The sequence below is a fragment of the Phenylobacterium sp. genome, from assembly GCF_046290725.1.
GTDB lineage: Bacteria > Pseudomonadota > Alphaproteobacteria > Caulobacterales > Caulobacteraceae > Phenylobacterium.
This window is the reverse complement of sequence record NZ_JBKBUH010000001.1, coordinates 1,328,621-1,353,819: the sequence shown is the minus strand read 5'-3', so window position 1 is coordinate 1,353,819 and position 25,199 is coordinate 1,328,621. Positions and strand designations below refer to the sequence as shown.

General features: G+C 68.6%; 26 protein-coding genes and 1 riboswitch. Of the genes, 12 read left to right on the top strand and 14 right to left on the bottom strand.

Going from position 1 to position 25,199, the window contains the following annotated elements; all coding sequences use genetic code 11:
- The first annotated feature begins 40 nt into the window (after nt 1–40).
- The gene (locus ACK41C_RS07190; RefSeq protein WP_409652093.1) at nt 41–889 is read left to right on the top strand and encodes a LysR family transcriptional regulator; all 849 of its coding nucleotides are present in this window, start codon (nt 41–43) and stop codon (nt 887–889) included.
- A 2-nt stretch (nt 890–891) separates the two neighbouring features.
- On the opposite strand, the gene ACK41C_RS07185 is transcribed toward ACK41C_RS07190, so the two are convergent.
- Both ACK41C_RS07185 and ACK41C_RS07180 read right to left on the bottom strand, forming a co-directional pair.
- Nucleotides 892–2,316 carry a hypothetical protein gene (locus ACK41C_RS07185; RefSeq protein ID WP_409652090.1) on the bottom strand — a complete coding sequence of 475 codons (1,425 nt, stop codon included), beginning with the start codon at nt 2,314–2,316 and terminating at the stop codon, nt 892–894.
- Nucleotides 2,317–2,434: 118 nt separating this feature from the next.
- A complete protein-coding gene (locus tag ACK41C_RS07180) occupies nt 2,435–2,965 on the bottom strand; it encodes a GNAT family N-acetyltransferase (protein WP_409652087.1) in 531 nt (176 codons plus the stop codon).
- 222 nt (nt 2,966–3,187) lie between these two features.
- Here ACK41C_RS07180 and ACK41C_RS07175 point away from each other — a divergent pair, with 222 nt between their 5' ends.
- Nucleotides 3,188–4,135 (top strand): serine protease, encoded by a 948-nt coding sequence (locus ACK41C_RS07175; protein ID WP_409652084.1) that lies wholly within the window; start codon nt 3,188–3,190, stop codon nt 4,133–4,135.
- Here the strand turns inward: ACK41C_RS07175 and ACK41C_RS07170 are convergent, their stop codons facing one another.
- Nucleotides 4,136–4,312, bottom strand: a complete 177-nt coding sequence (locus ACK41C_RS07170; RefSeq protein WP_409652081.1) for a hypothetical protein — start codon at nt 4,310–4,312, stop codon at nt 4,136–4,138. It lies immediately after the preceding gene.
- Nucleotides 4,313–4,568: 256 nt separating this feature from the next.
- On the opposite strand from ACK41C_RS07170, the gene ACK41C_RS07165 reads away from it, so the two are divergent.
- The gene (locus tag ACK41C_RS07165; protein WP_409652078.1) at nt 4,569–5,990 is read left to right on the top strand and encodes a carotenoid oxygenase family protein; all 1,422 of its coding nucleotides are present in this window, start codon (nt 4,569–4,571) and stop codon (nt 5,988–5,990) included.
- Between the two features lie 16 nt (nt 5,991–6,006).
- Here the strand turns inward: ACK41C_RS07165 and ACK41C_RS07160 are convergent, their stop codons facing one another.
- The 3 genes from ACK41C_RS07160 to ACK41C_RS07150 are packed head-to-tail and all read right to left on the bottom strand — an operon-like array spanning nt 6,007 to nt 10,675.
- A complete protein-coding gene (locus ACK41C_RS07160; RefSeq protein WP_409652075.1) occupies nt 6,007–7,062 on the bottom strand; it encodes a 2-oxoacid:ferredoxin oxidoreductase subunit beta in 1,056 nt (351 codons plus the stop codon).
- The gene (locus ACK41C_RS07155) at nt 7,059–8,897 is read right to left on the bottom strand and encodes a 2-oxoacid:acceptor oxidoreductase subunit alpha (RefSeq protein ID WP_409652072.1); all 1,839 of its coding nucleotides are present in this window, start codon (nt 8,895–8,897) and stop codon (nt 7,059–7,061) included. The genes ACK41C_RS07160 and ACK41C_RS07155 overlap by 4 nt, the downstream gene beginning before the upstream one ends.
- Nucleotides 8,894–10,675, bottom strand: a complete 1,782-nt coding sequence (locus tag ACK41C_RS07150; protein WP_409652069.1) for an FAD-dependent oxidoreductase — start codon at nt 10,673–10,675, stop codon at nt 8,894–8,896. Before ACK41C_RS07150 ends, ACK41C_RS07155 begins: the two co-directional genes overlap by 4 nt.
- A 269-nt stretch (nt 10,676–10,944) precedes the next feature.
- Here ACK41C_RS07150 and ACK41C_RS07145 point away from each other — a divergent pair, with 269 nt between their 5' ends.
- Both ACK41C_RS07145 and ACK41C_RS07140 read left to right on the top strand, forming a co-directional pair.
- Nucleotides 10,945–11,115: a hypothetical protein gene (locus ACK41C_RS07145; protein WP_409652066.1), complete on the top strand. Its 171-nt coding sequence runs from the start codon at nt 10,945–10,947 to the stop codon at nt 11,113–11,115.
- 96 nt (nt 11,116–11,211) lie between these two features.
- Entirely contained in the window at nt 11,212–11,391 is a 180-nt protein-coding gene (locus ACK41C_RS07140; RefSeq protein WP_409652063.1) for a hypothetical protein, read from the top strand.
- Between the two features lie 8 nt (nt 11,392–11,399).
- Here the strand turns inward: ACK41C_RS07140 and ACK41C_RS07135 are convergent, their stop codons facing one another.
- The gene (locus tag ACK41C_RS07135; RefSeq protein WP_409652060.1) at nt 11,400–12,194 is read right to left on the bottom strand and encodes an enoyl-CoA hydratase/isomerase family protein; all 795 of its coding nucleotides are present in this window, start codon (nt 12,192–12,194) and stop codon (nt 11,400–11,402) included.
- Between the two features lie 107 nt (nt 12,195–12,301).
- On the opposite strand from ACK41C_RS07135, the gene ACK41C_RS07130 reads away from it, so the two are divergent.
- A complete protein-coding gene (locus ACK41C_RS07130) occupies nt 12,302–12,703 on the top strand; it encodes a DUF1801 domain-containing protein (RefSeq protein ID WP_409652057.1) in 402 nt (133 codons plus the stop codon).
- A gap of 24 nt (nt 12,704–12,727) precedes the next feature.
- On the opposite strand, the gene ACK41C_RS07125 is transcribed toward ACK41C_RS07130, so the two are convergent.
- Complete coding sequence (locus ACK41C_RS07125; protein ID WP_409652054.1) at nt 12,728–13,462, bottom strand: SDR family oxidoreductase; 735 nt, start codon at nt 13,460–13,462, stop codon at nt 12,728–12,730.
- 146 nt (nt 13,463–13,608) lie between these two features.
- Between ACK41C_RS07125 and ACK41C_RS07120 the strand changes: the two genes are divergently transcribed.
- Nucleotides 13,609–14,496, top strand: a complete 888-nt coding sequence (locus tag ACK41C_RS07120; RefSeq protein ID WP_409652051.1) for an AraC family transcriptional regulator N-terminal domain-containing protein — start codon at nt 13,609–13,611, stop codon at nt 14,494–14,496.
- A gap of 149 nt (nt 14,497–14,645) precedes the next feature.
- Here ACK41C_RS07120 and ACK41C_RS07115 read toward each other — a convergent pair whose 3' ends face one another.
- Nucleotides 14,646–14,996, bottom strand: a complete 351-nt coding sequence (locus ACK41C_RS07115; RefSeq protein WP_409652048.1) for an ethanolamine utilization protein — start codon at nt 14,994–14,996, stop codon at nt 14,646–14,648.
- 69 nt (nt 14,997–15,065) lie between these two features.
- Nucleotides 15,066–15,947: an AraC family transcriptional regulator N-terminal domain-containing protein gene (locus tag ACK41C_RS07110; RefSeq protein WP_409652045.1), complete on the bottom strand. Its 882-nt coding sequence runs from the start codon at nt 15,945–15,947 to the stop codon at nt 15,066–15,068.
- 139 nt (nt 15,948–16,086) lie between these two features.
- Here ACK41C_RS07110 and ACK41C_RS07105 point away from each other — a divergent pair, with 139 nt between their 5' ends.
- On the top strand, nt 16,087–16,458 hold the full coding sequence (locus ACK41C_RS07105) for a putative quinol monooxygenase (protein WP_409652042.1): 372 nt from the start codon (nt 16,087–16,089) through the stop codon (nt 16,456–16,458).
- A 223-nt stretch (nt 16,459–16,681) separates the two neighbouring features.
- Here ACK41C_RS07105 and ACK41C_RS07100 read toward each other — a convergent pair whose 3' ends face one another.
- A complete protein-coding gene (locus ACK41C_RS07100; protein ID WP_409652041.1) occupies nt 16,682–17,719 on the bottom strand; it encodes a ribonucleotide-diphosphate reductase subunit beta in 1,038 nt (345 codons plus the stop codon).
- A gap of 135 nt (nt 17,720–17,854) precedes the next feature.
- On the opposite strand from ACK41C_RS07100, the gene ACK41C_RS07095 reads away from it, so the two are divergent.
- The 3 genes from ACK41C_RS07095 (at nt 17,855) to ACK41C_RS07085 (ending at nt 19,673) form a co-directional block, all read left to right on the top strand.
- Complete coding sequence (locus ACK41C_RS07095; protein ID WP_409652038.1) at nt 17,855–18,493, top strand: glutathione S-transferase family protein; 639 nt, start codon at nt 17,855–17,857, stop codon at nt 18,491–18,493.
- Nucleotides 18,494–18,619: 126 nt separating this feature from the next.
- Complete coding sequence (locus ACK41C_RS07090; RefSeq protein WP_409652036.1) at nt 18,620–19,042, top strand: ester cyclase; 423 nt, start codon at nt 18,620–18,622, stop codon at nt 19,040–19,042.
- A 1-nt stretch (nt 19,043) separates the two neighbouring features.
- A complete protein-coding gene (locus tag ACK41C_RS07085; RefSeq protein ID WP_409652033.1) occupies nt 19,044–19,673 on the top strand; it encodes a TetR/AcrR family transcriptional regulator in 630 nt (209 codons plus the stop codon).
- On the opposite strand, the gene ACK41C_RS07080 is transcribed toward ACK41C_RS07085, so the two are convergent.
- Both ACK41C_RS07080 and ACK41C_RS07075 read right to left on the bottom strand, forming a co-directional pair.
- Nucleotides 19,670–20,500, bottom strand: a complete 831-nt coding sequence (locus ACK41C_RS07080; RefSeq protein ID WP_409652031.1) for a lipid A-modifier LpxR family protein — start codon at nt 20,498–20,500, stop codon at nt 19,670–19,672. The genes ACK41C_RS07085 and ACK41C_RS07080 overlap by 4 nt on opposite strands.
- Before the next feature lie 200 nt (nt 20,501–20,700).
- Nucleotides 20,701–22,566 (bottom strand): ribonucleoside-diphosphate reductase subunit alpha, encoded by a 1,866-nt coding sequence (locus ACK41C_RS07075; protein WP_409652030.1) that lies wholly within the window; start codon nt 22,564–22,566, stop codon nt 20,701–20,703.
- A 307-nt stretch (nt 22,567–22,873) separates the two neighbouring features.
- Nucleotides 22,874–22,995: riboswitch (yybP-ykoY riboswitch) on the top strand.
- 76 nt (nt 22,996–23,071) lie between these two features.
- On the opposite strand from ACK41C_RS07075, the gene ACK41C_RS07070 reads away from it, so the two are divergent.
- Nucleotides 23,072–23,638 carry a TMEM165/GDT1 family protein gene (locus ACK41C_RS07070; RefSeq protein WP_409652028.1) on the top strand — a complete coding sequence of 189 codons (567 nt, stop codon included), beginning with the start codon at nt 23,072–23,074 and terminating at the stop codon, nt 23,636–23,638.
- A gap of 74 nt (nt 23,639–23,712) precedes the next feature.
- Here the strand turns inward: ACK41C_RS07070 and ACK41C_RS07065 are convergent, their stop codons facing one another.
- Nucleotides 23,713–24,906 (bottom strand): outer membrane beta-barrel protein, encoded by a 1,194-nt coding sequence (locus ACK41C_RS07065; RefSeq protein ID WP_409652026.1) that lies wholly within the window; start codon nt 24,904–24,906, stop codon nt 23,713–23,715.
- Between the last annotated feature and the right edge of the window lie 293 nt (nt 24,907–25,199).

Here is a 25,199-nt window from a genome sequence, read left to right as displayed (position 1 = left end):
AATTGAACGATCATGATGCACATGATAGATCAAACCTATCATGGACCGGTACCTGTTGCGCTACTTCCTGGCCATTGTGGAGACCGGCAACTTCTCCAGGGCCGCAGCGCGCGAGAACGTCGCCCAGCCGACGCTTTCGGCGGGCGTCGCCAAGCTTGAGGCGCAGCTGGGGGCCCGTCTATTCGATCGCACCAACCGGCGGGTCCACCTGACCGAGGCGGGCGGGCGGTTTCTCACCCACGCCCGGCGCATCGAGCACGAGTTCAACCTGGCCCAGGCGGCGGTCTCCGGCGCGCGGCAGGCCGACACCCTTCGCGCGGCCGTCCTCTCGACCATTCCCACGGCCCTGGTCGAACAGGCCGTGGCCGGGGTCGGCGAGGAACGCCTGGAACTGCTGGAAGGGACCGAGCGGGAGGTCCTGAACCTTTTGGACCGGCGTCGGGTCGACGTGGCCCTGACCGTGCTGCGCCCGGCGGCCGAACGGTTCGAACCGGAGCGGCTGATGGAGGAGGGCTACGGCCTCGCCTTGCCGGCCGGCCACCGCCTGGCCGGCGCAGCCTCGCTGAAGGGCGAGGACCTGGCCAACGAGGTGATGATGGTTCGCCGCCACTGCGAGGCCCTGGCCGACACCAGCCGCTACTTCCTGGAGCGCAACGTTCGGCCGGCCTTCAGCTACCGCGGAGCCAACGACGACCGGGTGCTGGGCCTGGTGCGGGCCGGGCTCGGAATCACGGTCATGCCCGACTGCTACGGCGAGGCCGGGGTGGCGCGCGTGCCCCTGGAAGGCTTCACCCCCAGGAGGACCCTGGCCCTGTGCTACGCCGAACCCGCCGCCCGCTATCGCACGAGCGGCTTGGTCCAGGCCGCGCGCGAGGTGTTCGCGGCCTGAAACTAGCGGAACTCGTTGAGGGCGGCGTGGTAACGCTTCTGGCCCATCTTGCCGGCGAGCCGCCAGCCGTCGAGCCGGGCCTTGAGGGTCGCGACCCGGGTTGGATATTTCGCCGCCCCGATGGCCAGCAGGGCGCGTTCGACTTCGGCTTCGCTCCCGGCCGAAAGCGCCGCCTTCACCGCGGCCCGGCCGCCGCGGCCCTGATGATGGATATCGGCGACGATGGCGCAGGTGGTGTCGAGGCGGCCGTCCAGGCCGTACCAGGGCTGGTATCTCTGGGTGACCTTCTTCTGGAGGATCTGGCTGGCGACCTGGGCCTGCAGCCGGTTGGCGGCCGGATTCTCGTTGGCCCACCAGACCATCCGCGCGGCCTGCAGGACTTCCTGATCGTCGATCGTGGTGCGGTTCGGATTTAGGTAGGCCATGAACCTGCGCAGCTGGTGCTCGCCCTTGGCGGGGTCGTAGGCCTCCTCCTCCAGGTCCGTGGCCGAGCCGTCGCCGGCCAGGCGGAACACCTTGCCGCCGCGAAGCTCGAGATCCGGAAACAGCCGCCGGAAGTCCGGATCGGCGAGGGCCGCGCGGAAATAGAGGATCAGGTTGTCCCGCGGCGTGTGCGCCGCCAGCTGATAGAAGCCGAAGGTGAAACGCGCCCGGTCGTAGGTGTTGATGAGGTTCATCCGGCCCTTGCTCTCGCAGGCCGCCGCCACATCCAGCAGGTAGGCCCACTGATCGATCGCCGATGCGTGTTCGGCGGGGTCGAACACGGGCCCATAGTAGGCGCTCGCCGGGAAATGCAGCCCATAGAACCCCTTGGCCGGCTGCATCACCTCCACTCCGGCGAGGAATTCCGCCCCGCCTGGCGCGCCGGCGAGCTTCGCCCACCACCTCGCCCCGTCCTTGCGCAGCTGAAAGGCGCGTGCGCCGGCGGGCACGCTCGCGGCCGTCAGGTCGACCGACAGCTGCAGGCTGGATCCCGGAACGTGCCCGAAGAACAGGCCCTGGTCGCCGGCGTAGAGGTTCTGGAATCGCTGGAGGAACTCGTCCACACCCTGAACCACCACCCGGTCGTTGGTGTTGGAATAGTGATAGACCTTGCCGCCCGAATAGATGCCGACGTGCTTCTGCGGGATGTTCTGCATGGTCTTGGTCGCCAGGTTCACCACGTCCTTGCGCACGACGAAGACCAGCTGCATCCGATCCTTGTCGGCGTCGGCCCATTTGCCGACCTTCGGGCATTCGGCGAACACCTCGTGGACACGGACATTGGCCGCCGGCGCCGTGCCGCCGACGAACTGGCGGCAGTTGAAGGGAAAGCTCAGACCCAGGACGTGGCAGACGAAGTGCGCGCAATGGTTGGCGGCCGGATCGTGGAAGCCGTTGCCGCAGATGTCGTCGATAGACCGGCCCACCCAGGCGTCGAGATCCATGTCGCCCCCTCCCGTGGCGGCCGGGGTTTACACCCGGCTCCCAAGAGGCCGCACGCCGGGCGCGGCGCCGGCCGGCGTCACGCTGGCACGATGGCGAGAGATGTCAATCTATAGTTGATTATGGACGCCCCACGACCTGAGGAAGGTCGGCCAGGCTGACGGTCATGTAGCGCGCGTCTTCGCCGTAGGCAGCCACCTTGGCCGCGAGAGCGGGATGGAGCGATGTCGGCGAGGCGTAGCCCAGCCGGGCCCAGAAGGCGTGCGCGCCCTGGACGGCCACGAGATCGCCGCGGACAAGGCCCTGGGCGCGGGCGGCGCGGGCCGCACGGCCGACGAGCTGGCGGCCGAGACCGAGGCCGCGTGCGCTCGGGGCGATGGCCAAGTCGTGTACGAACCAGTTGTCGCCGCCCGCCGGCGCGCTGGAAAGCGCGCGGCCGATCGGCGGCGGGGAGCCGGCCGGCCAGGGATGGCTGAGGATGTAGGCGCAGAGGCTCCCCGCCTCGAACGCACCCCAGCAGCAGGCGGGCGCGACGGCCAGGCGGCTGCCCAGCACCTCGGCGTTCTCGCGATAAAGGGGCGCATAGACGGCGTTCTGGATCGCCGCGGCGGCGGGAAGGTCGGTCGGGGTGAGGAGGCGCAACTGGATCACGCGCCGAGCCTTGCCACGTCGGCGCCGCCGAAGGAACAGGGTGACACCGACCTCCCCAGCCACAGAAGAATTCATAATGTATTCATCTTTTCTGGGACTGCGACAATCCGGCACATTAGTTCACGCGTTTGCGTTTTGTGGCGCCCGGCGTCTTGGCGTTTCATCATCCCCAGGCATCGTCGAAGCATTCGTTCGGCGATTTCAAGTCGGGGAACAGTTGTCGTGGACTTTCCGGTCCAACTCATCGAGGCCACCGTGCGGGTGGAGCAACCCGTCGCCGACAGCGCGCGGACGGTGGGTACGGGCTTCCTGGTCAAGGCGGCGGACGCCGACGGACGGCCGCACATCCTGCTGATCACGGCCCACCACGTGCTGGCCGGCATGCCGGGGAACGAGGCCAATATCGGCTATCGCTTCGCCACGGAGAACGGCGGCTGGAACTACGCCCCCCAGACCCTGAAGATTCGCGACGAGGCCGGCGCGCCGCTCTGGACCCATCACCCGGCGCGCGACGTGGCGGCCATCGCCATCGAGGCGCCGCCGGAGTTCGCCAAGGCGGCGATCCCGGCCAACTACCTGGCCGCCGACAGCTTTGCCGAGCGCAATCTGGGGCCGGGCCAGGAACTGATGGTGCTGGGCTTTCCCCGGGGACTTGCGGCCAACAACGCCGGCTTTCCGATCCTGCGCTCGGGCCGGGTGGCCTCCTACCCTGTAGCGCCTAAGAGCTTTCCCACTTTCCTGCTCGATTTCTCGGTCTTTCCCGGCAATTCGGGCGGACCGGTCTTCACCACCCGAACCATCCGCAACGCCTCGGGCGCCGCCGCCGCCCAGCCGGTGATCGCCGGGCTCCTGACCCAGCAGGTGGAATTGAACAGCGAGCGGCTGGAGATCGGTGTGGTCACCCACGCCAAGTACATCGTCGAGACCATGGCCCTGATGGAGAACGCCGGCGCCCCCATCACGCTCGCCACCGATCAGGGCGCAGTGGAAGGCGCCAAGCCCGCCGCCCAGGCGCCGGCGAAGCGCAGTTTCCTGCATGCGGCCTCGGCCTGGGTCGAGGCGAGGCTGTGGGCGCCGGTCCGGCTGGCCGGTTCGTGGCTGGCGGCCTGGGCGTCCGAGCCCTGGAAAGCCTTCGCCAGCCACGCGGGCGACGAAACCTCCGCCGCCTGATCAGGCGCGGGGAGGCTCGGGCTTGCGAGCCTCGACCTCCGGCGCTGCGGCCTCGGCCATGCGACGATAACGCTCCGCCAACTGGATGTAGCCGCGCCGCTCCACCTCCGTGATCGCCACGGACGCCTGGCGGGCGAACTGGTCGGCGCGAGCCTGGTAATGCAAACGGTCTGGCATAGGGCGCTCCTCGGCCGCATCAACGCGCAACCGGGCCTAAGGCTGCGCTTACGGTCGTGGTTTCCGGGAGATTGCGGGCGCCTTGCCCAGCCGAGGCGCGCCGCGGCGGGCGATCGGCCGCCGGGCAAGGAAATTATTTCGTATATTCAGCGCCTTGAACGCCACCCGGCGGATCGCAGGGCGAAAGACAAGTCTACCGGCGAACTTTTTTCTTCCCACACTTGTGCAGGTTCGAAGCCTTGCCGGAGAGCCTGCCATGGCCGCCCCCTACCCCGTCGACCCGCTGCTGAGCGGGCCTTTCGCGCCGATCCGCATGGAGTGCGATTGCGCCGACCTGATCCTGGAGGGCGACTTGCCCCGAGGTCTCGAAGGGACGCTCTACCGCATCGGGCCCAACCCCCAGTTCGCTCCGCGCGGCGCCTACAATCCGCTGCAGGGCGACGGCATGATCCATGCCTTTCGCCTGGAAGGCGGCCGCGTCTCCTATCGCAACCGCTGGGTCCGCACCCGGCAGTGGTCGCTGGAGCGGGAGGCCGGCCGCGCCCTCTTCGCCACCGCCGATCCGCGCGATCACGACCCGTCTGTGGCCGGGGTGCGGAGCCAGGGGGCGGCCAACACCCACATCGTCGCCCACGCCGGGCGGCTGCTGGCCCTGGAGGAGGGCCACCCGCCGATCGAGATCGAAGCCGATACCCTGGAGACGCGCGGCCCCTATGACTTCGGCGGCCGCCTGCCGGGGCCGATGACCGCCCATCCGAAGTTCGACCCCGCCACCGGCGAAATGCTGTTCTTCGCCAACTTCCCGGACCGCCGCTTCGATGGCGCGCTTTCCCTCTATGTCGCCGACGCGGCGGGCGAGATCGTCCGCGCCGAGCGCGTGCCTGGACCCTATCCGGCCCTGGTCCACGACTTCGCGGTCACTGAGAGCCATGTCGTCTTCGTGGTCTGCCCCCTGATCCTTTCGCTGGAACGGCTGCAGGCCGGCGCCGCTCCGATCGCCTGGGAGCCGGAGCGCGGCGCCTTCGTGGGCGTACTGCCCCGCGCCGCTGCAGGATCGGAGGTTCGCTGGTCGCCCGCGCCGGCCGGCATGGCCTGGCACATGCTGAACGCCTTCGAAGCCGACGGCCGAATCCATATCGACCTCTGCCAGCAGGCAGCGCCGGCCTTTCCGAAGCCGGACGGAACGGCGGCGCCGGAGGAAGAGCTTCGCCAGTTCCTCACGCGATGGACGGTGGACCTCCGCGGCGATGCACCCGTAGCCGTGCGCCGGCTAAGCGGCACGGTCTGCGAATATCCCCGCATGGATGAGCGTCGCAGCGGCCGGTCCTATCGCTACGGGTTCGTGGCCTGCCTGGGCGGCCCCGGCACGGGTGATCTCGCCCACCGGGGGATCGGGCGCTTCGATCATGCGACCGGCCAGATGCGGATCTGGACGGCCGGCGAGGGCCAGGCGATCTCCGAGCCGGTCTTCACCCCCCGTCCCGGCTCCAGCGAGGAGGGCGACGGATATCTGCTGGCCACCATCTATGACGAGCCGCGCAGGGCAAGTTGCCTGGCGGTGTTCGACGCCGGCCAGGTCGAAACAGGTCCTCTGGCGCGCGCGTGGCTCGACCATCGCGTGCCGGCGGGGTTCCACGGCTCGTTCGGGGAGCGGGGTCGCGCTCAGGCCGACGCCTGAGGCCCCGTCCCTCGCCTCAGCGCAGCGTGGCGTTCAGGGCTTGGAGGGCGCCGGCGCCGGGGACGAGCTCGCGTTCGCCGAGGCTGTTCAGGGGTTCGTCCACCGTGCCGAGATTTTCGTGCAGGTCCCGCGCTTCGGGGTCGATGAAGAGCAGGCCGGTGACGATCTCGCCCAGGGCCTGGCGCGCCTGCAGGTAGGCCATGGCCCCGACCCGGTCGGACGGGTCGTAGTGCTCGGCGAGCTTGTGCAGGTGCAGGATCGAGCCGTCGTGCTGGGCGACCGGGCGGGTCTCGCCGGGGGCGTAGTCGACCACGATCTCCCGGCGCGGCGTGACGAAATCCATCTGGTTCACCGCCTCGTTGTGCTCGCGCACATAGTCGTAGGACTTGGTCGAGCCGGCGTGGTTGTTGAACTGCACGCAAGGGGAGATGCAGTCGATGAAGGCGGCGCCGCGATGGGCGAGGCCGGCCTTGATCAAGGGGGCCAGCTGGGCCTTGTCGCCGGAGAAGGAACGGGCCACGAAGGTGGCGCCCATCTGCAGGGCGAGGTTGACGAGATCGACCCCGGCGTCGTGATTGACCACGCCGCGCTTGGATTTCGAGCCCTTGTCCGAGGTGGCCGAAAACTGGCCCTTGGTGAGGCCGTACACGCCGTTGTTCTCGACGATGTAGAGCATGTTCACCCCCCGGCGGATCGAGTGGGCGAACTGGCCGAAGCCGATGGAGGCCGAATCCCCGTCGCCGGAGACTCCGAGATAGATCAGCTCGCGATTGGCGAGATTGGCGCCGGTCAGCACCGAGGGCATCCGGCCGTGCACGCTGTTGAAGCCGTGGGAGTTGCCGAGGAAGTAGTCCGGCGTCTTGGACGAGCACCCGATGCCCGAGAGCTTGGCCAGGCGATGCGGCGGCAGATCGAGCTCGTAGCAGGCCTGGATGATCGCCGCCGAGATGGAGTCGTGGCCGCAGCCGGCGCACAGCGTGGAGACCGAACCTTCGTAGTCGCGCCGCGTATAGCCCAGGGCGTTGGTCGGCAGCTTCGGATGATGCAGGCGGGGCTTGGCGATATAGGTCATTCGGCGGCCTCCGGCAGGGGCGCACGCTCGGCCATGAGGCCGCCGATCGCCTCGGCGATGAAGCGGGCGGTGATGGGCGTGCCGTCATAGTGCAGCACGGCGGTCAGCTTGGCCGGATCGATCCCGCCCTCGTTGATCAGCAGGGCGCGCAGCTGGGCGTCGCGGTTCTGCTCCACCACGAAGACCCGCTCATGCGCCTCGATGAAGGCGAAGATCTCATCGGCGAAGGGGAAGCCGCGGATCCGCAGGGCGTCGAGATGCCGCCCCTCGCCGTCCAGGGTGGCGAGAGCTTCGTCCATGGCCGGCGCGGTGGAGCCGAAATAGATCACCCCCTCCCGGGTGGCGCGGCTGGCCGGGCGGTGGACTGGCGCGGGCATCAGCGCCTTTGCGGTCGCGAACTTGCGCACCAGGCGCTGCATGTTGTCGACATAGACCGGCCCCTCTTCGCTATAGCGGGCATAGGGGTTCCGCGAGGTGCCGCGGGTGAAGTAACCGCCCTTGGTCGGGTGCGTCCCCGGATAGGTACGATAGGGGATGCCGTCGCCGTCGACGTCGAGATAGCGGCCGAAGTCGCGGCCGGCCTCCAGGTCTTCGTAGGTCATGACCTTGCCGCGGTCGAGCTTGCGGGTGTCGTCCCATTGGAAGGGCTTGGTCAACCACTCGTTCATGCCGATGTCGAGGTCGAGCATAACGAACACGGTGGTCTGCAGGCGGTCGGCGAGATCGAAGGCCAGCGCCCCCATCTCGAAGCATTCGCCAGGGTCCGCGGGCAGCAGCAGGGGATGCTTGCTGTCGCCGTGGCCGGCATAGGCGGCGGCCAGGATGTCGGCCTGCTGGGTCCGGGTCGGCATGCCGGTGGAGGGGCCGCCCCGCTGAACGTCGAAGATCACCGCCGGCACTTCGGCGAAATAGGAGAGGCCGATGAACTCTGTCATCAGCGAAATCCCTGGACCCGAAGTGGCGGTGAAGGCCCGCGCCCCATTCCAGCCGGCGCCGATCACCATGCCGATGGAGGCGATTTCGTCCTCGGCCTGGACGATGGCGTAGCGCGCCTTTCCGGTCTCCGGATCGATCCGATAGGCCTGGCAGTATTCGGTGAAGGCCTCGGCCAGCGAGGTCGAAGGCGTGATCGGGTACCAGGCGCAGACCGTGGCTCCGCCATAGACCGCGCCCAGGCCCGCGGCGGCGTTGCCTTCGACGAAGATCCGGTCGCCCACCGCGTCGGCGCGGCGCACCTGCAGGCCGAGCGGCGAGAGGTTCTGGCGCACATGGTCGGCGCCCATGTGCAGGGCCGCCACATTGGCCTCGATCAGGCGCGGCTTGCCGGCGAACTGTTCGGCCAGGAGTTGCTCGATGACCGCAAGCTCGATGTCGAGCAGAGCCGCCAGCGCGCCCACATAGATGATGTTCTTGAACAGCTGCCGCTCGCGCGGAACCTGGTAGGCGGCGTTGCACATGGCCGTCAGCGGCACGCCGACGACCTGGACATCCTCGCGGAATTTCGCCGGCGGCAGCGGCTTGGTGGAGTCGTAGAAAAGGTAGCCGCCGGGCTCGATCTCGGCGACGTCGCGGTCCCAGGTCTGGGGGTTCATAGCGACCATCAGGTCGACCCCGCCGCGGCGGCCCAGATGGCCGGCCTCGGTCACCCGCACCTCAAACCAGGTGGGCAGGCCCTGGATGTTGGACGGGAAGATGTTGCGGGCGGCCACCGGCACGCCCATCCGCAGGATCGCCTTGGCGAACAGCGAATTGGCGCTGGCCGAGCCGGAGCCATTGACGTTGGCGAACTTGACCACGAAGTCGTTGACGGCGGCGAGAGGAGCGGGCGCGGTCATGGCCGGGCGCCTCCCGCGTGCGTCACTTCCAGCAGGAACTTCTGCATGTCCCAGGCCCCGGTGGGGCAGCGCTCGGCGCAGAGGCCGCAGTGGAGGCAGACGTCCTCGTCCTTGACCATCACCCGGCCGGTGGGCAGCGAGCCGGACACGTAGAGATCCTGGTCGAGGTTGAGCGCCGGCACCTTCAGGCGGCCGCGCAGATCGGCCTCCTCTCCGTTTTCGGTGAAGGTGATGCAGTCCATCGGGCAGATGTCGACGCAGGCGTCGCACTCGATGCAGAGCGGCTCGGAAAACACCGTCTGGACGTCGCAGTTGAGGCACCTCTGGGCCTCGCGGAAGGCGAGCTCCCGGTCGAAACCCAGCTCCACCTCCAGCCGCACGTCCTTCAGCGCCACCTCCGGCTCGCGCATCGGCACCCGATAGCGGGGATCGTTGGCGACGTCGTTGTCGTAGCTCCACTCGTGGATGCCCATCTTCTGGCTGACCAGGGTCACGCCCGGCGGCGGCCGTTCGCCCAGGTCCAGGCCCTGGCACAGCCGGTCGATGGAGACCGCCGCCTCGTGCCCGTGGGCCACGGCCCAGATGATGTTCTTGGGCCCGAAGGCGGCGTCGCCGCCGAAGAAGACACGCGGGTGGGTGGAGCGGAAGGTGACCGGATCGACCTTCGGCATGTCCCACTCGTCGAACTCGAGGCCGATGTCGCGTTCGATCCAGGGGAAGGCGTTCTCCTGGCCGACCGCCACCAGCACGTCGTCGCATTCGAAATGCTGGTCGGGCTCGCCGGAGGGGACGAGGCGCCGCCGCCCTCTGTCGTCATATTGGGCGACCACCTTCTCGAAGAGGACGCCGGTCAGGCGGCCGTCGGCGTGGGTGAATTCCTTGGGGACCAGATAGTTGAGGATCGGGATGCCTTCGTGCATCGCATCCTCCTTCTCCCAGGGGGAGGCCTTCATCTCCTCGAAGCCGGAGCGGACGATCACCTTCACGTCCTCGCCGCCCAGGCGGCGCGAGGTGCGGCAGCAGTCCATGGCGGTATTGCCGCCGCCGAGCACGATCACCCGACGGCCGATCGCCTCCACATGGCCGAAGGAGACGTTGGAGAGCCAGTCGATGCCGATGTGGATGCTGGCGGCGGCCTCCTGGCGGCCCGGGATGTCGAGGTCGCGACCGCGCGGCGCGCCGGAGCCGACGAAGACGGCGTCATAACCTTCCTCAAGCAGCGCCTTCAGGCTGTCGACGCGCTGGCCAAGCCGTAGCTCCGGCCCGAGGGCTGCGATATAGCCGACCTCCTCGTCGATCACCTCCTCCGGCAGGCGGAAGCGAGGGATCTGGCTGCGGATCATGCCGCCCGACCGCGCCTCGCCGTCGAAGATGGTGATCTGGTAGCCGAGAGGCGCGAGGTCTCGCGCCACGGTCAGGGAGGCGGGCCCGGCGCCCACCAGGGCGATGCGCTTGCCGTTCGACGTGGTCGCGGGTGCGGGCATGCGCGCGGCGACATCGCCCTTGTTGTCGGCGGCGACGCGCTTGAGCCGGCAGATCGCCACCGGCTCGGCCTCCACCCGGCCCCGCCGGCAGGCCGGTTCGCACGGCCGGTCGCAGGTCCGCCCCAGGATTCCGGGAAAGACGTTGGACTTCCAGTTGACCATATAGGCGTCGGCGTAGCGGCCTTCGGCGATCAGCCGGATATATTCCGGGACCGGCGTGTGGGCGGGACAAGCCCACTGGCAATCGACGACCTTGTGAAAGTAGTCCGGCCCCTCGGTACTGGTGCGCAGCAAAACCGTTTCCTTCCGCCACGCTGTTCTTTTCGCGGACGACGGTCGGGGGCCTGGCGGGCGGCCGACCTCCCGCGACGCAGCGCTGAAAGGAGATCGTAAGGCCGCGAAAGCGGCGCAGCCAACAGATTTCTGAGATGACGTAACGGCGCCTGGCGGCGGTCACGACGGCGTGAATTGTGGCGGAATCCGGGCATTTTCGCACCCGAAGGGGTTGGTTGCGGGCTTAAGCTCTGCTTAACACTTCGGACAAGTCGCCGAGGGAGTCCGCCATGCCCAACGAGCTGTTCGAAGTCGCCTCGCCTTTCGACGGAGACGAAGTGGCCGAGGCCGTCGCGGAAGTCGTGGCGGAAGAGGCCGCCGACGCCCGCTCGCTGGAGATCAACGCCCGCCGCGCCCAGGTGGAAGACGCCGAGGGCCTGCGCCGCGCCCGGGCGCTCTGAGGCCGTTTCCGCCTCCCCAGCCCCGCAAGCCCATATCACCGAAGGCAACTCCCGGCAGGATCGGGCGTTCTCCGGATGTCACGAAGACTCCGGATTATGCCTTACGTCCTCATCCGCCCGTTCGTCTGGATCGCCCTCGCCGGCTTCCTGGTCGGCTTTTCCGGCTTCCTGCTGTGGCGCGCCGTCCCCGCCTTTGAGGGCGAGGCGGCCCCGCCGGCCCTCGCGACGGCGAGCGGCCCTGTGGCGGACGACTGGAACCGGCCGAAGCCGATCTGAACCCAGCCTCAGCGCCCGGTGAACACCGGCTTGCGCTTTTCCAGGAAGGCGCGGCGGGCTTCCTGGCCGTCCTGGCTGCCGAAGGCGCGGCGGATGTTGGAGACCTCGTAGCGGAGCTGCTGCTCCATGTCGGCGCCTTCGCAGGCCTTCACCATGCCCCGCTTGAGCAGGCGCAGGGTGATGGGCGACCAATCGCACAGGGACCGGCAGTAGTCCGCCAGCCGGGCCTCGAAATCGGCGTCGGCCACAGCCTCGCCGGCCATGCCCCAGGCGACCGCCTCCTCGCCTGTCAACGTGCGGTTCTCCATCATGAAGCGGATGGCGCGCTCATAGCCCATGGCCTGGGGCAGGGTGATGGTGAGGCCGGCGTCCGGCGAGCCGCCGATGCGCGTGTAGCCGGCCATCAGCCGGGCGCTGGCGGCGATCAGGCGCACGTCGCAGGCCATGGCCAGGCCTAGTCCCGCCCCCACGGCCACGCCGTTGACGCCGCCGACCACCGGCTTGTCGCAGCGCTTGCGGATGGAGAGCAGGAACTGGCCGACCCAGCCGATATCGTCCAGCTGGGCGGTCATGGCCGGATAGGGGGAGTAGGGCTCCGCGCCGGAGAGATCGAGACCCGCGCAGAAGGCGTCGCCCACCCCGGTGATTGCGACCACCCAGACATCGTCGTCCGCCGCCGCGGCGTCGACGGCGGCCACCACGCCCCAGGCGAGCTCCTGCGACAGCGCGTTCTTCTTCTCCGGGCGGTTGAGGCGGATGGTGCGGACGTGACCGGCGTCGGTCACCTCGACGAGGCGGCTCATGGCGTTTCCCCTGACATGCTTGGCTTTGCCAAGCATGGACGGGGAGCGCGGCGGTGAACAGCCCCCGCAATCTCGACCTTGGCGGGCGAAGGTGGCAACCTCACTTCATGAGCGCGCTCTTCCGGTTCCCCGGCGCCCTGCGCCGCGATCCCGAGGTGGAAGCCTGGTTCGCCCGGTCGGACGATCCGGTGCGGGCGATGGTCCGTCCCTGGTTCGAGAAACTGCGCGCCAGCGGGCCGGACGTGCGCGAACTGATGCACGACGGCCGCCCCACCCTCTGCGCCGGCGACGCGGCCTTCGCCTATGTCGACGCCTTCACCGCCCACGCCAGTATCGGCTTTTTCCAGGGCGCGCAGCTGGCGGACCCCGCCCGCCTGCTGCAAGGCGCCGGCAAGCGCATGCGCCACGTCAAGCTGCCCTGGGGCGAGCCGGTGGACGAGGCGGCCCTTGAAGCCCTGATCGCCGCGGCCTATCGGGACATGCAGGCGCGGGAGGCGGCGGAGGAGTGAGGCCCACTCCTCCCTCCGCGGCTGTCAGACCGTGGTCACCGTCGGGCGCACGACGATCTCGTTCACGTCCACCTCGCGCGGCTGCTCGATGGCGAAGCGGACGGCCCGGGCGATGGCCTCGGCGGGGATCGCCTTCTGCCGGTAGCCGTCGATGAAGGCGGCCGTCTCGGCGTGGGTGATGGTGTGGGCCAGCTCCGAGGTGGTGACGCCGGGCGAGACCACCGTCACCCGCACCTTGTCGGTCTCCTGCCGCAGGGCCTCCGAAATCACCCGCACCGCGAACTTGGTCGCGCAATAGACCGCCGCCGTGGCCAGGATCTGGTGGCCGGCGGTCGAGGCGATGTTGACGATCTGCCCCTCCCCCTGCGCCTCCATCACCGGCAGGGCCGCGGCGATCCCGTGCAGGACGCCGCGGACGTTGACGTCGATCATCTGGTCCCACTCGTCGACCTTCAGCGCCGCCAGCGGCGACAGGGGCATGACGCCGGCGTTGTTGACGATCACGTCCACGCGGCCGAACCGCGCCCGCGCCGCCTCGACGAAGGCCTGCATGTCCTCGCGCGAGGTCACGTCCAGCGCCCGGGCCAGGGCCTCGCCGCCGGCCGCCTCGATCTCGCGCTTCAGGGCCTCCAGCCGCTCCACGCGGCGGGCGCCGATCACCACCTTGGCCCCGGCGGCGGCCAGCTCGCGGGCCGTCGCCTCGCCGATGCCGCTGCTCGCGCCGGTCACCAGCACCACCTTGTTCGCAACTCCAGTCATCGCCGTCTCCTTTGCGTCTTGGCGACGACAGAGATGCGGCCGATGGAGGATCGTGCGTTAGACCAGTCCTCCGAGCTTCTTGCCCGATCCTCCACGATCGGTCCGGCGCGCTTGCGCCTCGCGCACGCGCGTGGGACGCAGGCCGCATGGACGTTCTCGCCTCATTGATCGCCCGCCACGCGCCCGAGGACGGCATGCACGACATGCCCGTTCCTGGCCTGGCGCTCATCCGCTACGCCGCGCCGACCGACCGGGTCCCGGTCCTCCACCAGCCGGCCGCCTGCATTATCGCGCAAGGCGCCAAGGTGGTGATGCTGGCCGGGGAGACCTACCGCTACGACGCGGCCACCCACCTGGTGGTGTCGGTCGACCTGCCGCTCACCGGCCAGGTGGTCGAGGCCACGCCCGAGCGGCCCTATCTCTGCGTGCGCATCGACCTGGAGCCCGCCTTGCTCAACGAGCTGATGCTGCAGCAGCCCCCGCCGCCGGGCGGCGAGGGCGCGCGCGGCCTGCACCTCAGCCGCACCACGCCCGAGCTCGCCGACGCCGCCGCCCGGCTCGTGGGCCTGCTGGACCGGCCGCAGGACCTGGCCGTGCTCGCGCCCCTGATCCGGCGCGAGATCCACTACCGCCTGATCACGGGCGACCAGGCCGGCGTGGTCCGCCAGATCGGCGCCCCCGACAGCCGCCTCTCGCAGGTGAGCCGCGCCATCGCCTGGATTCGCGCGAACTTCCACCGCCCGTTCAGCATCGAGGCCGTGGCCCGCGAGGCCGGCATGAGCGCCTCGGCCCTGCACCAGCACTTCAAGGCGGTGACGGCCATGAGCCCGCTGCAGTACCAGAAGCAGATCCGCCTGCAGGAGGCGCGGCGCCTGATGCTGGGCGAGGCCCGCGACGCCCAGGCCGCCGGCTTCGAGGTGGGCTACGAGAGTCCGTCCCAGTTCTCCCGCGAATACGCCCGCCTTTTCGGCGCCCCGCCCGCCCGGGACGCCGCGCGGCTGCGCGCCACCGGGCCGCTGCTGGAGGGGGTGTAGGGTGCGGCGTCACTTGCCTGACCTTGAGATTGGACCCCGGAGCGGGCCTTCGAGCGACATAAGCGGCTGGGGCCGCTCTCACCGGAAACGGGACCTGGCAAGGAGTCTCGGACGCAGGTTGAAAGCCACGCGGCGGCCCGGCCCGCCAATCAACCGCGCGCAGCCCGCCAATCGGGGTAGGTGACATAGGCTGTCACCGCGCCCGCCGCACCGGCGACGATCGTCACGACGGCTCCTTTGGGCATGTGCACAATGTCCCCAGGTCCGGCAGAAACCTCAAGGTCATCGGAGGAGACGGTCAGTCCACCCTCCAAGACGACCATCACGTCGTCCACGGCCATGGTTTCGCTCAGGGTCGTATGCGGCCCCCAACGCCCGTAGCCGATCGTGATCGGAGCGCCGTCCGTCCCACCGACGAGATCGCCGGCGAAGATGTCCGCCGCTTGGCCGGGCGAGCGCTCCATGACGGCGTCGGCGAGGGTGAAGCCTTGCATCTTCATCGGCTGTCTCCGTGGGTCGGTGTCTGCCGCTCAAGACCCTGCAGGCGCGGTCGGTTCCTTGACCGCCGCTTAGCTCACCCGCCTTGCCTGTCGGGTCTCGCGGCCCGGCGGTTGCCCGAACTGGCGACGATACTCCCGCGTGAACTGCGGCACGCTCTCGTATCCAACCTCGTAGGCTGCGACGCTCGGCTTTAGGCCCTTGGCCAGCATCAGGCGCCGCGCCTCGATGAGCCGCAGCTGCTTCTGGAACTGCAGTGGCGACAGAGAGGTCACCGTCCGAAAATGCTTGTGGAAGGTCGAGGGGCTCATCCGGGCCGCTTCCGCCAATTGCGCCACCGTGATCGGCGAGGTGAAGTCCTTGCGGAGGATCTCCACCGCCCGCGCGATCCGCCGCGCCTGGCTCTCGGGTGACCCCAGCTGGCGAATGGCGAGGCCGTGGCGCCCTGCGAGGAGCCAATAGTGCATCTCGCGCACCACTTGGGCCTGAAGCACAGGAATGGAAGCCGGCCGCTCCAGAAGGGCGACCATGCGCAGAGCGGCGTCGGCGACCTCGGCGTCCGTGGGCTGGAAGCGGAGCGCCGGCCCGACATCGACGGCGGCGGCCTTCATCTCGGCGCAGAGGGCGGCGATCACAGCCGCGTCCAGGTCGAGCGCCAACGCAAGGTAAGGGGCGCCGCCGCTTGCCTGGGTGACTTGGCTGACGGTCGGCGCGTCCGCGGTGAGCAGCATTGAATCCCCGGCGCTGAAGGTCAGGGTTCGGCTCCCCATCGTGACCTGCTTGGCGCCTTGCACGACAAGACAGATCAACGGCCGCTCGATCGCGTGCCGCAGCTCGCCCGTCGAGGTCGTGCGCACGAGGTTCAGACCCCTGACGGACGTGCGGGCGATGCCCGCCGCGTCGGCATGCAACTCGGTGTAGCGGCGAATGGCCTCGCGCAAGGAACGGGTCATGCAGACATCCTTACCGGCTGATCGCGACGGTAGGGCCCCGTCGGAGTTTTAGGCAAGGTTCTCGATGGATCGGGCAACCCGCCACGGCCCGAAGAGAGGATACGACGGCGGAAACACTCGCCGCGCAGAGGGATCGCCCATGGCCAAGCACACGACACCACAGCACCGCGGCGTCGTCATGACCGGGGAGGATGGGGACGAGGGTCGGAAGGCCTTCTACATCCTGATCGAGGCTCGACCGGGCCGCGAAGACGAGGTTCTGCAGATGCTTCGGGACATTCGAGACTGCGTCGAGCACGAGCCCGCCACCGGGCCGTGGTACGCGGTGCGCCATTCACCCACGACCTTCGCCATCTTCGAGACGTTCCCCGACATCGCCGGGCGGGATGCACATGTGGCTGGCGGGGGTGGCGACATCTTCCGCGACGTCGCGCGAATGAACCATCTGCTCATCCGCCCGGCGCATGTGCAGAAGGTGGACGTCCTTCTTTCGAAGCAGGTGTTCACCTAGGCCCCCGGCGCAAGCCCGCATCGCGGAACTCGGCGAGGAAGGCTTTACTTGCCCGGTGATTGGAGCCCGCGAGCACGTGGATGTCTGGGCCATCGCAGTTCAGCCCACCCGACCCGATGGCAAACCCCGACATCATGGGCTTTGACGTGAACAAGCTCACGAGCGAAGTCCGACAGATGATTTAGCGGCTGCGTCCGCTAACCACCCCACTCAGAGTCCCCCCCTACTCCGCCGGCAGGGTGTTCTCCGCGCGCTTGGCCAGCATGTTGTCGAAGTTGGTCCACACGCCGTCGGCGCCGTGCCAGGAGCCCTTGGTCGCGGCCTTGGAGTATTCGGTGCTGCGGGCCTCGAAGAAGTTGGCGTGCTCCACGCCCGAGAGCATGGACTGGAGCCAGGGGAGCGGGTTTTCCTTCACCCCATAGACCTCCGGCAGCTGCAGCTGGCGCAGGCGCCAGTCGGCGATGAAGCGGATGTAGGCCTTGATGTCGTCCGGGGTCATGCCCTGGACATCGCCGGCCTCGAAGGCCAGGTCGATGAACTTGTCCTCCAGGGTGACCACGGTCTTGCAGCAGTCGACGATGTCGTCGGCCACCGCCTTGGTGACCACGCCGGTCTCGGCGTTGAAGGCGTGGTAGAGCTTGATGATCCCCTCGCAGTGCAGGCTCTCGTCGCGCACCGACCAGGAGACGATCTGGCCCATGCCCTTCATCTTGTTGTGGCGCGGGAAGTTCATCAGCATGGCGAAGGAGGCGAAGAGCTGCAGCCCCTCTGTGAAGCCGCCGAACATGGCGAGCGTGCGGGCGATGTCGGCGTTCGTCTCGACGCCGAACTGCTGCATGTAGTCGTGCTTGTCGCGCATCGCCTGGTAGTCGAGGAAGGCCGTGAACTCTGAGTCGGGCATGCCGATCGTCTCGAGCAGCAGGGCGTAGGCGGCGATGTGGATGGTCTCCATGTTGGAGAAGGCCGCCAGCATCATCTTCACCTCGGTGGGGCGGAAGACGCGGCTGTAGCGCTCCATATAGTTGTCGTTCACCTCGACGTCGGACTGGGTGAAGAAGCGGAAGATCTGCGTCAGCAGATTGCGCTCCTTGTCGTTGAGCTTGGCGGCCCAGTCCTTGAGGTCCTCGCCCAGCGGCACCTCCTCCGGCATCCAGTGGACCTGCTGCTGCTTCTTCCAGAACTCGTAGGCCCACGGATAGCGGAACGGCTTGTAGGCGTAGGAGGGCGTGAGCAGGCCGGGCAGGGCGGATTTGGCGGACACGGGCGGGCCTTCCAGCTGGACGGAATCGACGGACGCGAACTTAACCTTCAAACTCTAGCCATCGATCCACGACAACATCTAGCGGCGAGTTAACGCAGCTACCCAAGATGTTGTGAACAAGCCGGGGATAAAGCTGTGACCGACACCCTCACCCTCTATGGCGCCCGCGGCTCCGGCGCCGTGGCCGTGGAAGCGGCCCTGACCCTGATCGGCCAACCCTATGAGCTGATCGAAAGCTACACCTGGGACCAGGACGATCCGGAAAGCGGCGACAAGGTTCTGGCCGCCAATCCGATGCGCCAGGTGCCGGCCCTGGTGCTGCCCTCCGGCGAGGTCCTGACCGAAAGCGCGGCGATCCTGATCTGGCTGGCGGAGCGGCATCCCCAGGCGCGGCTGGCGCCGCGGCCCGGCGAGCCGGGTCGCGGCCAGTTCCTGCGCTGGATGAGCTTCGTCTCCAGCGCCATCTATTCGCTCTACTGGGTGAAGGACGACCCCTCGCGCCTCGTCCCTGATCCGGCGGGCCACGCGGCCCTGGAGGAGCGGGTGCTGGAGCGGATCGCGCAGTGCTGGGCGATCATGGACAGCCAGGTCTCGCCCGGCCGCTACATCCTCGGCGAGGAGCTCACCGTGCTCGATCTCTATGTGAACGTGGTCTCCCGCTTCCGCCCCCGGCGGGAGCGGTTCTATCGCGAGGCGCCGAAGATGGCCGGGTGCGTGCGCCGGGTGGACGAGGATCCGCGGCTGGCGGCGCTGTGGGCCCAGCGGATGGGCTGAGCATCGGCGAGCCGCTCAGCTCGTGATGAGATAATTTGCTTGTAATGAGATAATTGTCTCATTAAACCTCCTTCCGTCGGCTGCTGGAGCGCGCCGGCCACTGGCTCATCGAGAAGGAGAACCGCCGTGCCGCTCACCCGCGAGCAGATGGACGAAAAGATGGACGAGCATTTCGGCTTCGAAGCGCGCGACGATATCGAAGGCGTGCTCGCCACCCTGGCGGAGGACGCCGAACACGACATCGTTGGCTGGCCGACCGGGCCCACTCACGGGCGCGAGGCGGCCCGGGGATTCTATCGGACGCTGTTCGCCGACCTGTCGGACGGGCAGGTGCGCTCCCTGCGCCGCCTCTACGGCGAGGGCTTCATGGTCGACGACAGCGTCTGGCGCGGCAAGGCGCCGGGGCGCCCGTTCGGCCTGGAAGGCCGCGGCCGAGAGCTGGAGTTCCGGCTGCTGCACGTGGTCGAGTTCGACGAGGCCGGCGACATGAAGCGTGAGAACGTCTGGATCGATCTCGCCGCCATCCTCCAGCAGCTGCCGCAGGATTGACGTGGACAAGGCCGCGAGCTCCCGACGCCTCAACCAGAGGCAGCGCACCCGCAAGGACCTGCTCGATGCGGCCGCCCGGCTCGTTCGGGACGGCGGGCGGCCGAGCCTGGAGGAGGTGGCGGAGGCGGCCCTGGTCTCCCGGGCCACCGCCTACCGCTACTTCCAGAACATCGAAGCTCTGCTGCTGGAAGCTTCGCTCCACCTCGCCGCGCCGGACGCCGCCCTGCTGGAGGAGGTTCCCACCTCCGACCCTGTAGCCCGGGTGCTGAAGGTGGATGAGGCCTTCGAGGCCATGATCCGCGCCAACGAGGGGCCTCTGCGTCTGATGCTCGCGCGGATCCTCGAACAGAGCGCCACGGCCGCGCCGCCGGAGGCGCTCCCCACGCGTCAGAACCGGCGCACGCCGCTGATCGAGGCGGCGGTGGCGCCGGCCCGCGACGGGCTCGAGCCGCACGCGATGGAGAAGCTGGTGGCCGCCCTGGCGATCCTGATCGGCACCGAGAGCTTCATCGTCACACGGGACGTGTTGAGGCTGCCGGACGAGACCGCGCGCGAGGTGCGCCGATGGGCGATCGAGGCCTTGGTGCAAGCGGCCCGGAAGGACGGGCCGACGATAGATCCGCCCCCCTAACGCCCCGGCTTCACCGAAAGCGAGAAGGCGACGACTGAATCCTCCTTGGAGTCCTGGCCCATCAGCATGTGCTCGCCCTTCACCTCGCGGTGGATGTAGCCGAAGGAGGTCTGCAGCGGCCCCTTGCGCCAGCCCACGCCCACATGGGCGTCGCCGACCAGCTTTGAGGACGCGTCGGTGGACCAGCCGGCGCGGTCCCAGCCGGAGCCGTCGCGCAGGATGTTCAGCCCCACCGCCCGGCCGCTGGCGGCGGCGAACAGGTACCAGCGGCCCTGGTCGCCGAAGCTGGCGCCGTCGCGAACGCCCAGGCTTTTGAGGCGGGATTCCACCGCATCCGAGGCCCGCTGGCCAAAGGTGACGGTGGCGCCGGCTTCGGCCTGGCCGCCGGCGCTGGAGACGCCCAGGCCCGCATGCGGCGTGACGTCGAGATCGTAGTCGCCGGCCTCGAACCGTACGGCGCCCGGCCAATCGCGGGTCAGGGCCACCTCGTAATCGCGGGCTTCGTAGTCCGCCCCCTGCAGGTTGAGCGGAACGCCGGCGGGCGTACGCAGGCGTTCCCCGACCCGCACACGCACTGAATCGACCGCACCGCCCTTGGCGGGCCGGAGCTGAAGCCGCGTCGTCCTGGTGCGGAAAGGTCCGGCGCCTGAGCGAATCGTCTCGCGCTCCAGAAGGAGGTCGGCGATCGCGTCGACGTCCTGTTTCGCCTGGTGGCTGGGAGCGAAGGGCGCGCTCATCAGACGCGAGGCGGCGGGATCCGATTGGGCGGCGGCGTGACCCGCCGCACAACATCCCAAAACGACGGCCAGTCCCGCCGGCAATCTCATCCGTGCTCTCCCCAGCGGCGCCGTCCAGGCCCGAAGCCGGGCGGGCGCCTCACTACGAGAGAGGAATGACGGAATGGGGAAAAGCGTTCCCCTTCCATGCTTTGCGAGACTCCCGCCGTCACTCTCCGCACGAGCCCCCCCGAGCTGCGTTGGTTCGACAGGGAGAGCCTAGGCGCAGTTTGTGACGGAGTCCCGCGCGATTATTGGCAGGCGAGGCATTCCTCATAGTCGGTGCGGCCGGCGGGCGCCTCGACCAGGATCTGGGCGCCTTCGCCGCCGGCGTGGGCGGCGCGCTGCACCGACTTGGAGCGCAGGTAGTAGAGCGACTTGCAGCCACGCTCCCAGGCCTGCCAGTGCAGCATGTGCAGGTCCCACTTGTCGACGTCGCCAGGCAGGAAGATGTTCACCGACTGGGACTGGCAGATATCGGGCGTGCGGTCGGCGGCCAGTTCGACGATCCAGCGCTGATCCAGCTCGAAGGCGGTCTTGAAGACGTCCTTCTCGTCCTGAGTCAGGAAGTCGAGGTGCTGGACCGAGCCTTCGTTCTCCAGGATCGAATCCCAGACGGAGGTGGTGTTCTTGCCCTTCTCCTCCAGCAGCCGCTCCAGATAGGGGTTCTTGACGGCGAAAGTGCCGGACAGGGTCTTGTGGCTGTAGATATTGGCCGGGATCGGCTCGATGCCGGCGCTGGTCCCGCCGCAGATGATCGAGATCGAGGCGGTCGGCGCGATGGCCAGCTTGTGGCTGAACCGCTCCATCACCCCGCGCTCGGCGGCGTCCGGGCAAGGGCCGCGCTCGGCGGCCAGCGTGCGGGAGGCCGCATCGCACTGGCGGCGCAGGTGCTTGAAGAGGCGCATGTTCCAGCTCTTGGCGAGCGCGCTTTCGAACGGCACGTTCTGCATCTGCAGGAAAGAGTGGAAGCCCATCAGGCCCAAACCGACCGAGCGTTCGCGCTGGGCGGCGTAGACGGCGTTCTTCATCTCCGGCGGGGCGCGGGTGATGAAGTCCTCCAGCACATTGTCGAGGAAGCGCATGACGTCCTCGACGAAGGTGGGGTGGTCGCGCCACTCCATGAACTTCTCGGCGTTGACCGAGGAGAGGCAGCACACCGCCGTCCGCTCCCGGCCCAGATGATCCGGGCCGGTGTGCAGCATGATCTCCGAGCACAGGTTCGACTGGCGCACGTTCAGCCCCAGCTCGCGCTGGTGGGCCGGCATGGCGCGGTTCACCGTGTCGGAGAAGATCAGGTAGGGCTCGCCGGTCTGCAGGCGGATCTCCAGGATCTTCTGCCAGAGCGAGCGGGCGTCGACCTCGCGCAGGACCTCGCTGGTCTTGGGCGAGCGCAGGCCGAAGGGGCGACCGTCGCGCACCGCCTCCATGAACTCGTCGGTGATGTTGATGCCGTGGTGGAGGTTCAGGCTCTTGCGGTTGAAGTCGCCCGAGGGCTTCCGGATCTCCAGGAACTCCTCGATCTCCGGATGGTGGATGTCGAGATAGACCGCCGCCGAGCCGCGGCGCAGGGAGCCCTGGCTGATGGCCAGGGTGAGCGAGTCCATCACCCGGATGAAGGGGATGATGCCGCTGGTCTGGCCCGCGCCCTTCACCTTCTCGCCGATCGAGCGGACGCCGCCCCAGTAGGTGCCGATGCCGCCGCCGTTGGAGGCCAGCGCCACGTTCTCGTTCCAGACGCCCTGGATCCCTTCCAGCGAATCGCCGACGGCGTTCAGGAAGCAGGAGATCGGCAGGCCGCGGCCCGCGCCGCCGTTGGACAGCACCGGGGTGGCCGGCATGAACCAGAGGTTGGAGATGTAGTCGTAGATCCGCTGAGCATGGTCGGCGTCGTCGGCATAGGCCGTGGCGACGCGGGCGAACATGTCCTGGTAGCTCTCGCCCGGCAGGAGATAGCGATCCTCCAGCGTGGTCTTGCCGAAGTCGGTCAAGAGGGCGTCGCGGGACCGGTCGACCTCGACCTTGCGGACCAGCTGCAGTTGCGGTCGCTCAGGCTTCTGCGCGGCCGCCTGGACCGCCTCGGAAACCTGCCGGATCGCCGCTTCGCTGCCGCTCATGCTCAAAACCCATTACCGATCAGGCGCTTCGAGCCCCCCGCCCGTCGTCGCCGGTTTTCTCTACATGTTGTGGCCGGCATCGCGCCGTACACCCAGATATGGGGCATCAAGCCTAATGACTCGTCAACGGGGAGAAGCGGTTCGCCCCCAGGGTTTTTTGCTAACGAGAGGTTAACGCCAAACGCCGCGGCTTGAAGCGGCTGGAGAATTCGCCTGCGGAGCGACCGCTCACAAGCCTGTGACAAATCGCGCCGCCCCAATCGCGAGTCGTTCGCGCTTGCCCGGGCCCGCCGGCGCGGAGTATCGCCACGCCGTCACTGGGGAGTAGCCGCCTGCACCCATCAGCAGGGGGCGCGTCAACAGACTTGCGGCGGGCCGCTGGGCCCAAGGCATGGCGCGTCCGGCCCAAGCTTGGCGAGACCTTTGGCTTTCGCGCGTCGGTCCATGGCGGGGTCGGCGGCGCGGAAGGCCATGGGCATGCCTCGACCCCGCCCCGGACCCGCACGTGCTTGAACCGCTCATTGTCTCCACCGGCCTCGTGGCCGTCGCCGAGATCGGCGACAAGACCCAGCTTCTCGCCCTGCTGCTGGCGGCGCGCTATCGCAAGCCGGCCCCGATTCTGGCCGGCATACTGGTGGCGACCATCGCCAACCATGCGCTCGCCGCCGGTCTCGGCGCAGCCGCCGGCGCCCTGCTGGAGGGGCCGTGGATGCGCTGGGTGCTGGGCCCCGCCTTCCTGGCCTTCGCCGCCTGGGCGCTCGTGCCCGACGAGTTCGGCGAGGACGACGGCCCCGCCGAGCGGCCGGGGCGCTCCGTCTTCTGGATCACCGCCGTGGCGTTCTTCTTTGTGGAGATGGGCGACAAGACCCAGGTGGCGACGGCGGCGCTGGCCGCCCGGTTCCAGGACGTAGTCATGGTCGCGATCGGCACCACGGCCGGCATGATGCTGGCCAATGGCCCGGTCGTACTCCTGGGCGACAAGGCGGCCGGGAAGCTGCCGCTGAAATGGATTCGGATCGGCGCGGCCGCCTCGTTCGCCGCCGTCGGCCTGTGGATCCTGATCGGCGGCTGACCGAGCAGGCTTAGAAACGAAGGAGCCCGGCCTTTCGGCCGGGCTCCCCACAAGCTTCACGCCTGGGATCGAGATCAGAAGTTGATGTCGATCGTCGAACGGCGGTTGAGCGGTTCCTTGACGCCGTCGCCGGTGGCGACCGCAGGCATGGTCTCGCCCTTCCAGTCGACCTGCAGAGCGCCGGCGTTGACGCCGAGGCCCACCAGGGCGTCGGCCACCGCCTTGGCGCGGCGTTCCGACAGGCGGACGTTGTAGGCGGCCGAACCGGAGGTGTCGGCGTGGCCCACGACCACGATCTGGGTGGCGTTGCCGCCCGTGGCGTAGTTCGCAGCTTCCTGCACCACCGTCTGGGCGTCCGGGGTCAGCACGTACTGATCGAACGGGAAGTAGACGATGAACTGCCGCGCTTCGTACGCCGGCGGAGGCGGCGGGGGCGGAGGCGGCGGGGGAGGCGGCGGAGGCGGCGGCGGAGGCGGCGGAGGCGGCGGAGGCGGCGGAGCCGCGAAGGAGTACCGCAGGCCGACCGTCACCGACTGGTCCTTGTACTCGCCCGAGAACACGCCCGGCTGCAGCGCGTTGGAGCCGGTCGAGGCGAAGTCGAGGTCCGACCCGCCGAGATAGCGGTAGGTCAGGTCGACGTTCAGACGATCGGTGGCGCGCCAGGCCAGACCCGCGAGCACCTGCCAGGCCAGCGCGGTGTCGGTGTCGTCGATGGTCAGGTTCTGGATCGCCGGGTTGGCGGCCGAGATCGCCCCGGTGATGTTCGAGAACTGACCGACCACGTTCATCTTCACGTGGTTGATGCCGATACCCGCCCCGATGAAGGGGTTGATCATCGAGCCGGGGGCGAAGTCATAGATGACGTTGCCCATCGCGGTCCAGGCTTCGATCTCGCCGGCCGGCGAGCCGCAGTTCGGAGCCGCAGCCGTGCGGACGACGCCGGGCGTGCAGAGGCCCAGGATCGCGTTCGACGTGCCGCCACGGATCGATTCGATGTCGCCCGGGCGATAGCCGAGCTCGAGCTCGACGCGCCAGTGATCGTTCAGCTGATAGCCGAGACGCGCGAAGCCGGCCCAATCTTCTTCCTGGTTGAAGTTCCAGGAATAGGGCGAGCCGTTGGCGGCGTTGTTGGAGGAGGTGGCGTCGACGCCATCGGGCCAGTGGTAACCGAGGTCGACCGCGCCGTACCAGCCCGCGGTCTGCGCGGACGCCCCGGACGCAGCGAACACCGCAGCCAGCGCGGCGCCCGCCAGGAGTTTGAATTTCATATTCAGAGCCCTCTCATTGCCCTCTGCTGCGGCCTTATGACCCAGCGTGTTATATCAAGGCCTAAGCGGCGCGAAAGTGTCGCAAAGGCCACACCGCGGCCAATTTGCCGATGCTTTGCGCACGCCACCAGGAGTTTGGCCAGTAGAGCCGCACCAGCGGCGCGGCTCCGGAGGACGAAGTCCCCCGTCCGACAGACCCCGGCGCGCCTGGTTCGCGCCGATCCGCCGAAATTTTCCTTAACATAGATCAAGCTCGCGCCCCCGGGCGCAAGAACGGACGGGGAATGGAGCGC

What these genes read in the sequence shown, in the direction of transcription:
- ACK41C_RS07190 (WP_409652093.1), top strand. Translation starts at nt 41, where the DNA reads ATGGACCGGTACCTGTTGCGCTACTTCCTGGCCATTGTGGAGACCGGC.
- ACK41C_RS07185 (WP_409652090.1), bottom strand. Translation starts at nt 2,316, where the DNA reads ATGGATCTCGACGCCTGGGTGGGCCGGTCTATCGACGACATCTGCGGC.
- ACK41C_RS07170 (WP_409652081.1), bottom strand. Translation starts at nt 4,312, where the DNA reads ATGCCAGACCGTTTGCATTACCAGGCTCGCGCCGACCAGTTCGCCCGC.
- ACK41C_RS07165 (WP_409652078.1), top strand. Translation starts at nt 4,569, where the DNA reads ATGGCCGCCCCCTACCCCGTCGACCCGCTGCTGAGCGGGCCTTTCGCG.
- ACK41C_RS07160 (WP_409652075.1), bottom strand. Translation starts at nt 7,062, where the DNA reads ATGACCTATATCGCCAAGCCCCGCCTGCATCATCCGAAGCTGCCGACC.
- ACK41C_RS07155 (WP_409652072.1), bottom strand. Translation starts at nt 8,897, where the DNA reads ATGACCGCGCCCGCTCCTCTCGCCGCCGTCAACGACTTCGTGGTCAAG.
- ACK41C_RS07145 (WP_409652066.1), top strand. Translation starts at nt 10,945, where the DNA reads ATGCCCAACGAGCTGTTCGAAGTCGCCTCGCCTTTCGACGGAGACGAA.
- ACK41C_RS07140 (WP_409652063.1), top strand. Translation starts at nt 11,212, where the DNA reads ATGCCTTACGTCCTCATCCGCCCGTTCGTCTGGATCGCCCTCGCCGGC.
- ACK41C_RS07135 (WP_409652060.1), bottom strand. Translation starts at nt 12,194, where the DNA reads ATGAGCCGCCTCGTCGAGGTGACCGACGCCGGTCACGTCCGCACCATC.
- ACK41C_RS07130 (WP_409652057.1), top strand. Translation starts at nt 12,302, where the DNA reads ATGAGCGCGCTCTTCCGGTTCCCCGGCGCCCTGCGCCGCGATCCCGAG.
- ACK41C_RS07125 (WP_409652054.1), bottom strand. Translation starts at nt 13,462, where the DNA reads ATGACTGGAGTTGCGAACAAGGTGGTGCTGGTGACCGGCGCGAGCAGC.
- ACK41C_RS07120 (WP_409652051.1), top strand. Translation starts at nt 13,609, where the DNA reads ATGGACGTTCTCGCCTCATTGATCGCCCGCCACGCGCCCGAGGACGGC.
- ACK41C_RS07115 (WP_409652048.1), bottom strand. Translation starts at nt 14,996, where the DNA reads ATGAAGATGCAAGGCTTCACCCTCGCCGACGCCGTCATGGAGCGCTCG.
- ACK41C_RS07110 (WP_409652045.1), bottom strand. Translation starts at nt 15,947, where the DNA reads ATGACCCGTTCCTTGCGCGAGGCCATTCGCCGCTACACCGAGTTGCAT.
- ACK41C_RS07105 (WP_409652042.1), top strand. Translation starts at nt 16,087, where the DNA reads ATGGCCAAGCACACGACACCACAGCACCGCGGCGTCGTCATGACCGGG.
- ACK41C_RS07080 (WP_409652031.1), bottom strand. Translation starts at nt 20,500, where the DNA reads ATGAGATTGCCGGCGGGACTGGCCGTCGTTTTGGGATGTTGTGCGGCG.
- ACK41C_RS07075 (WP_409652030.1), bottom strand. Translation starts at nt 22,566, where the DNA reads ATGAGCGGCAGCGAAGCGGCGATCCGGCAGGTTTCCGAGGCGGTCCAG.
- ACK41C_RS07065 (WP_409652026.1), bottom strand. Translation starts at nt 24,906, where the DNA reads ATGAAATTCAAACTCCTGGCGGGCGCCGCGCTGGCTGCGGTGTTCGCT.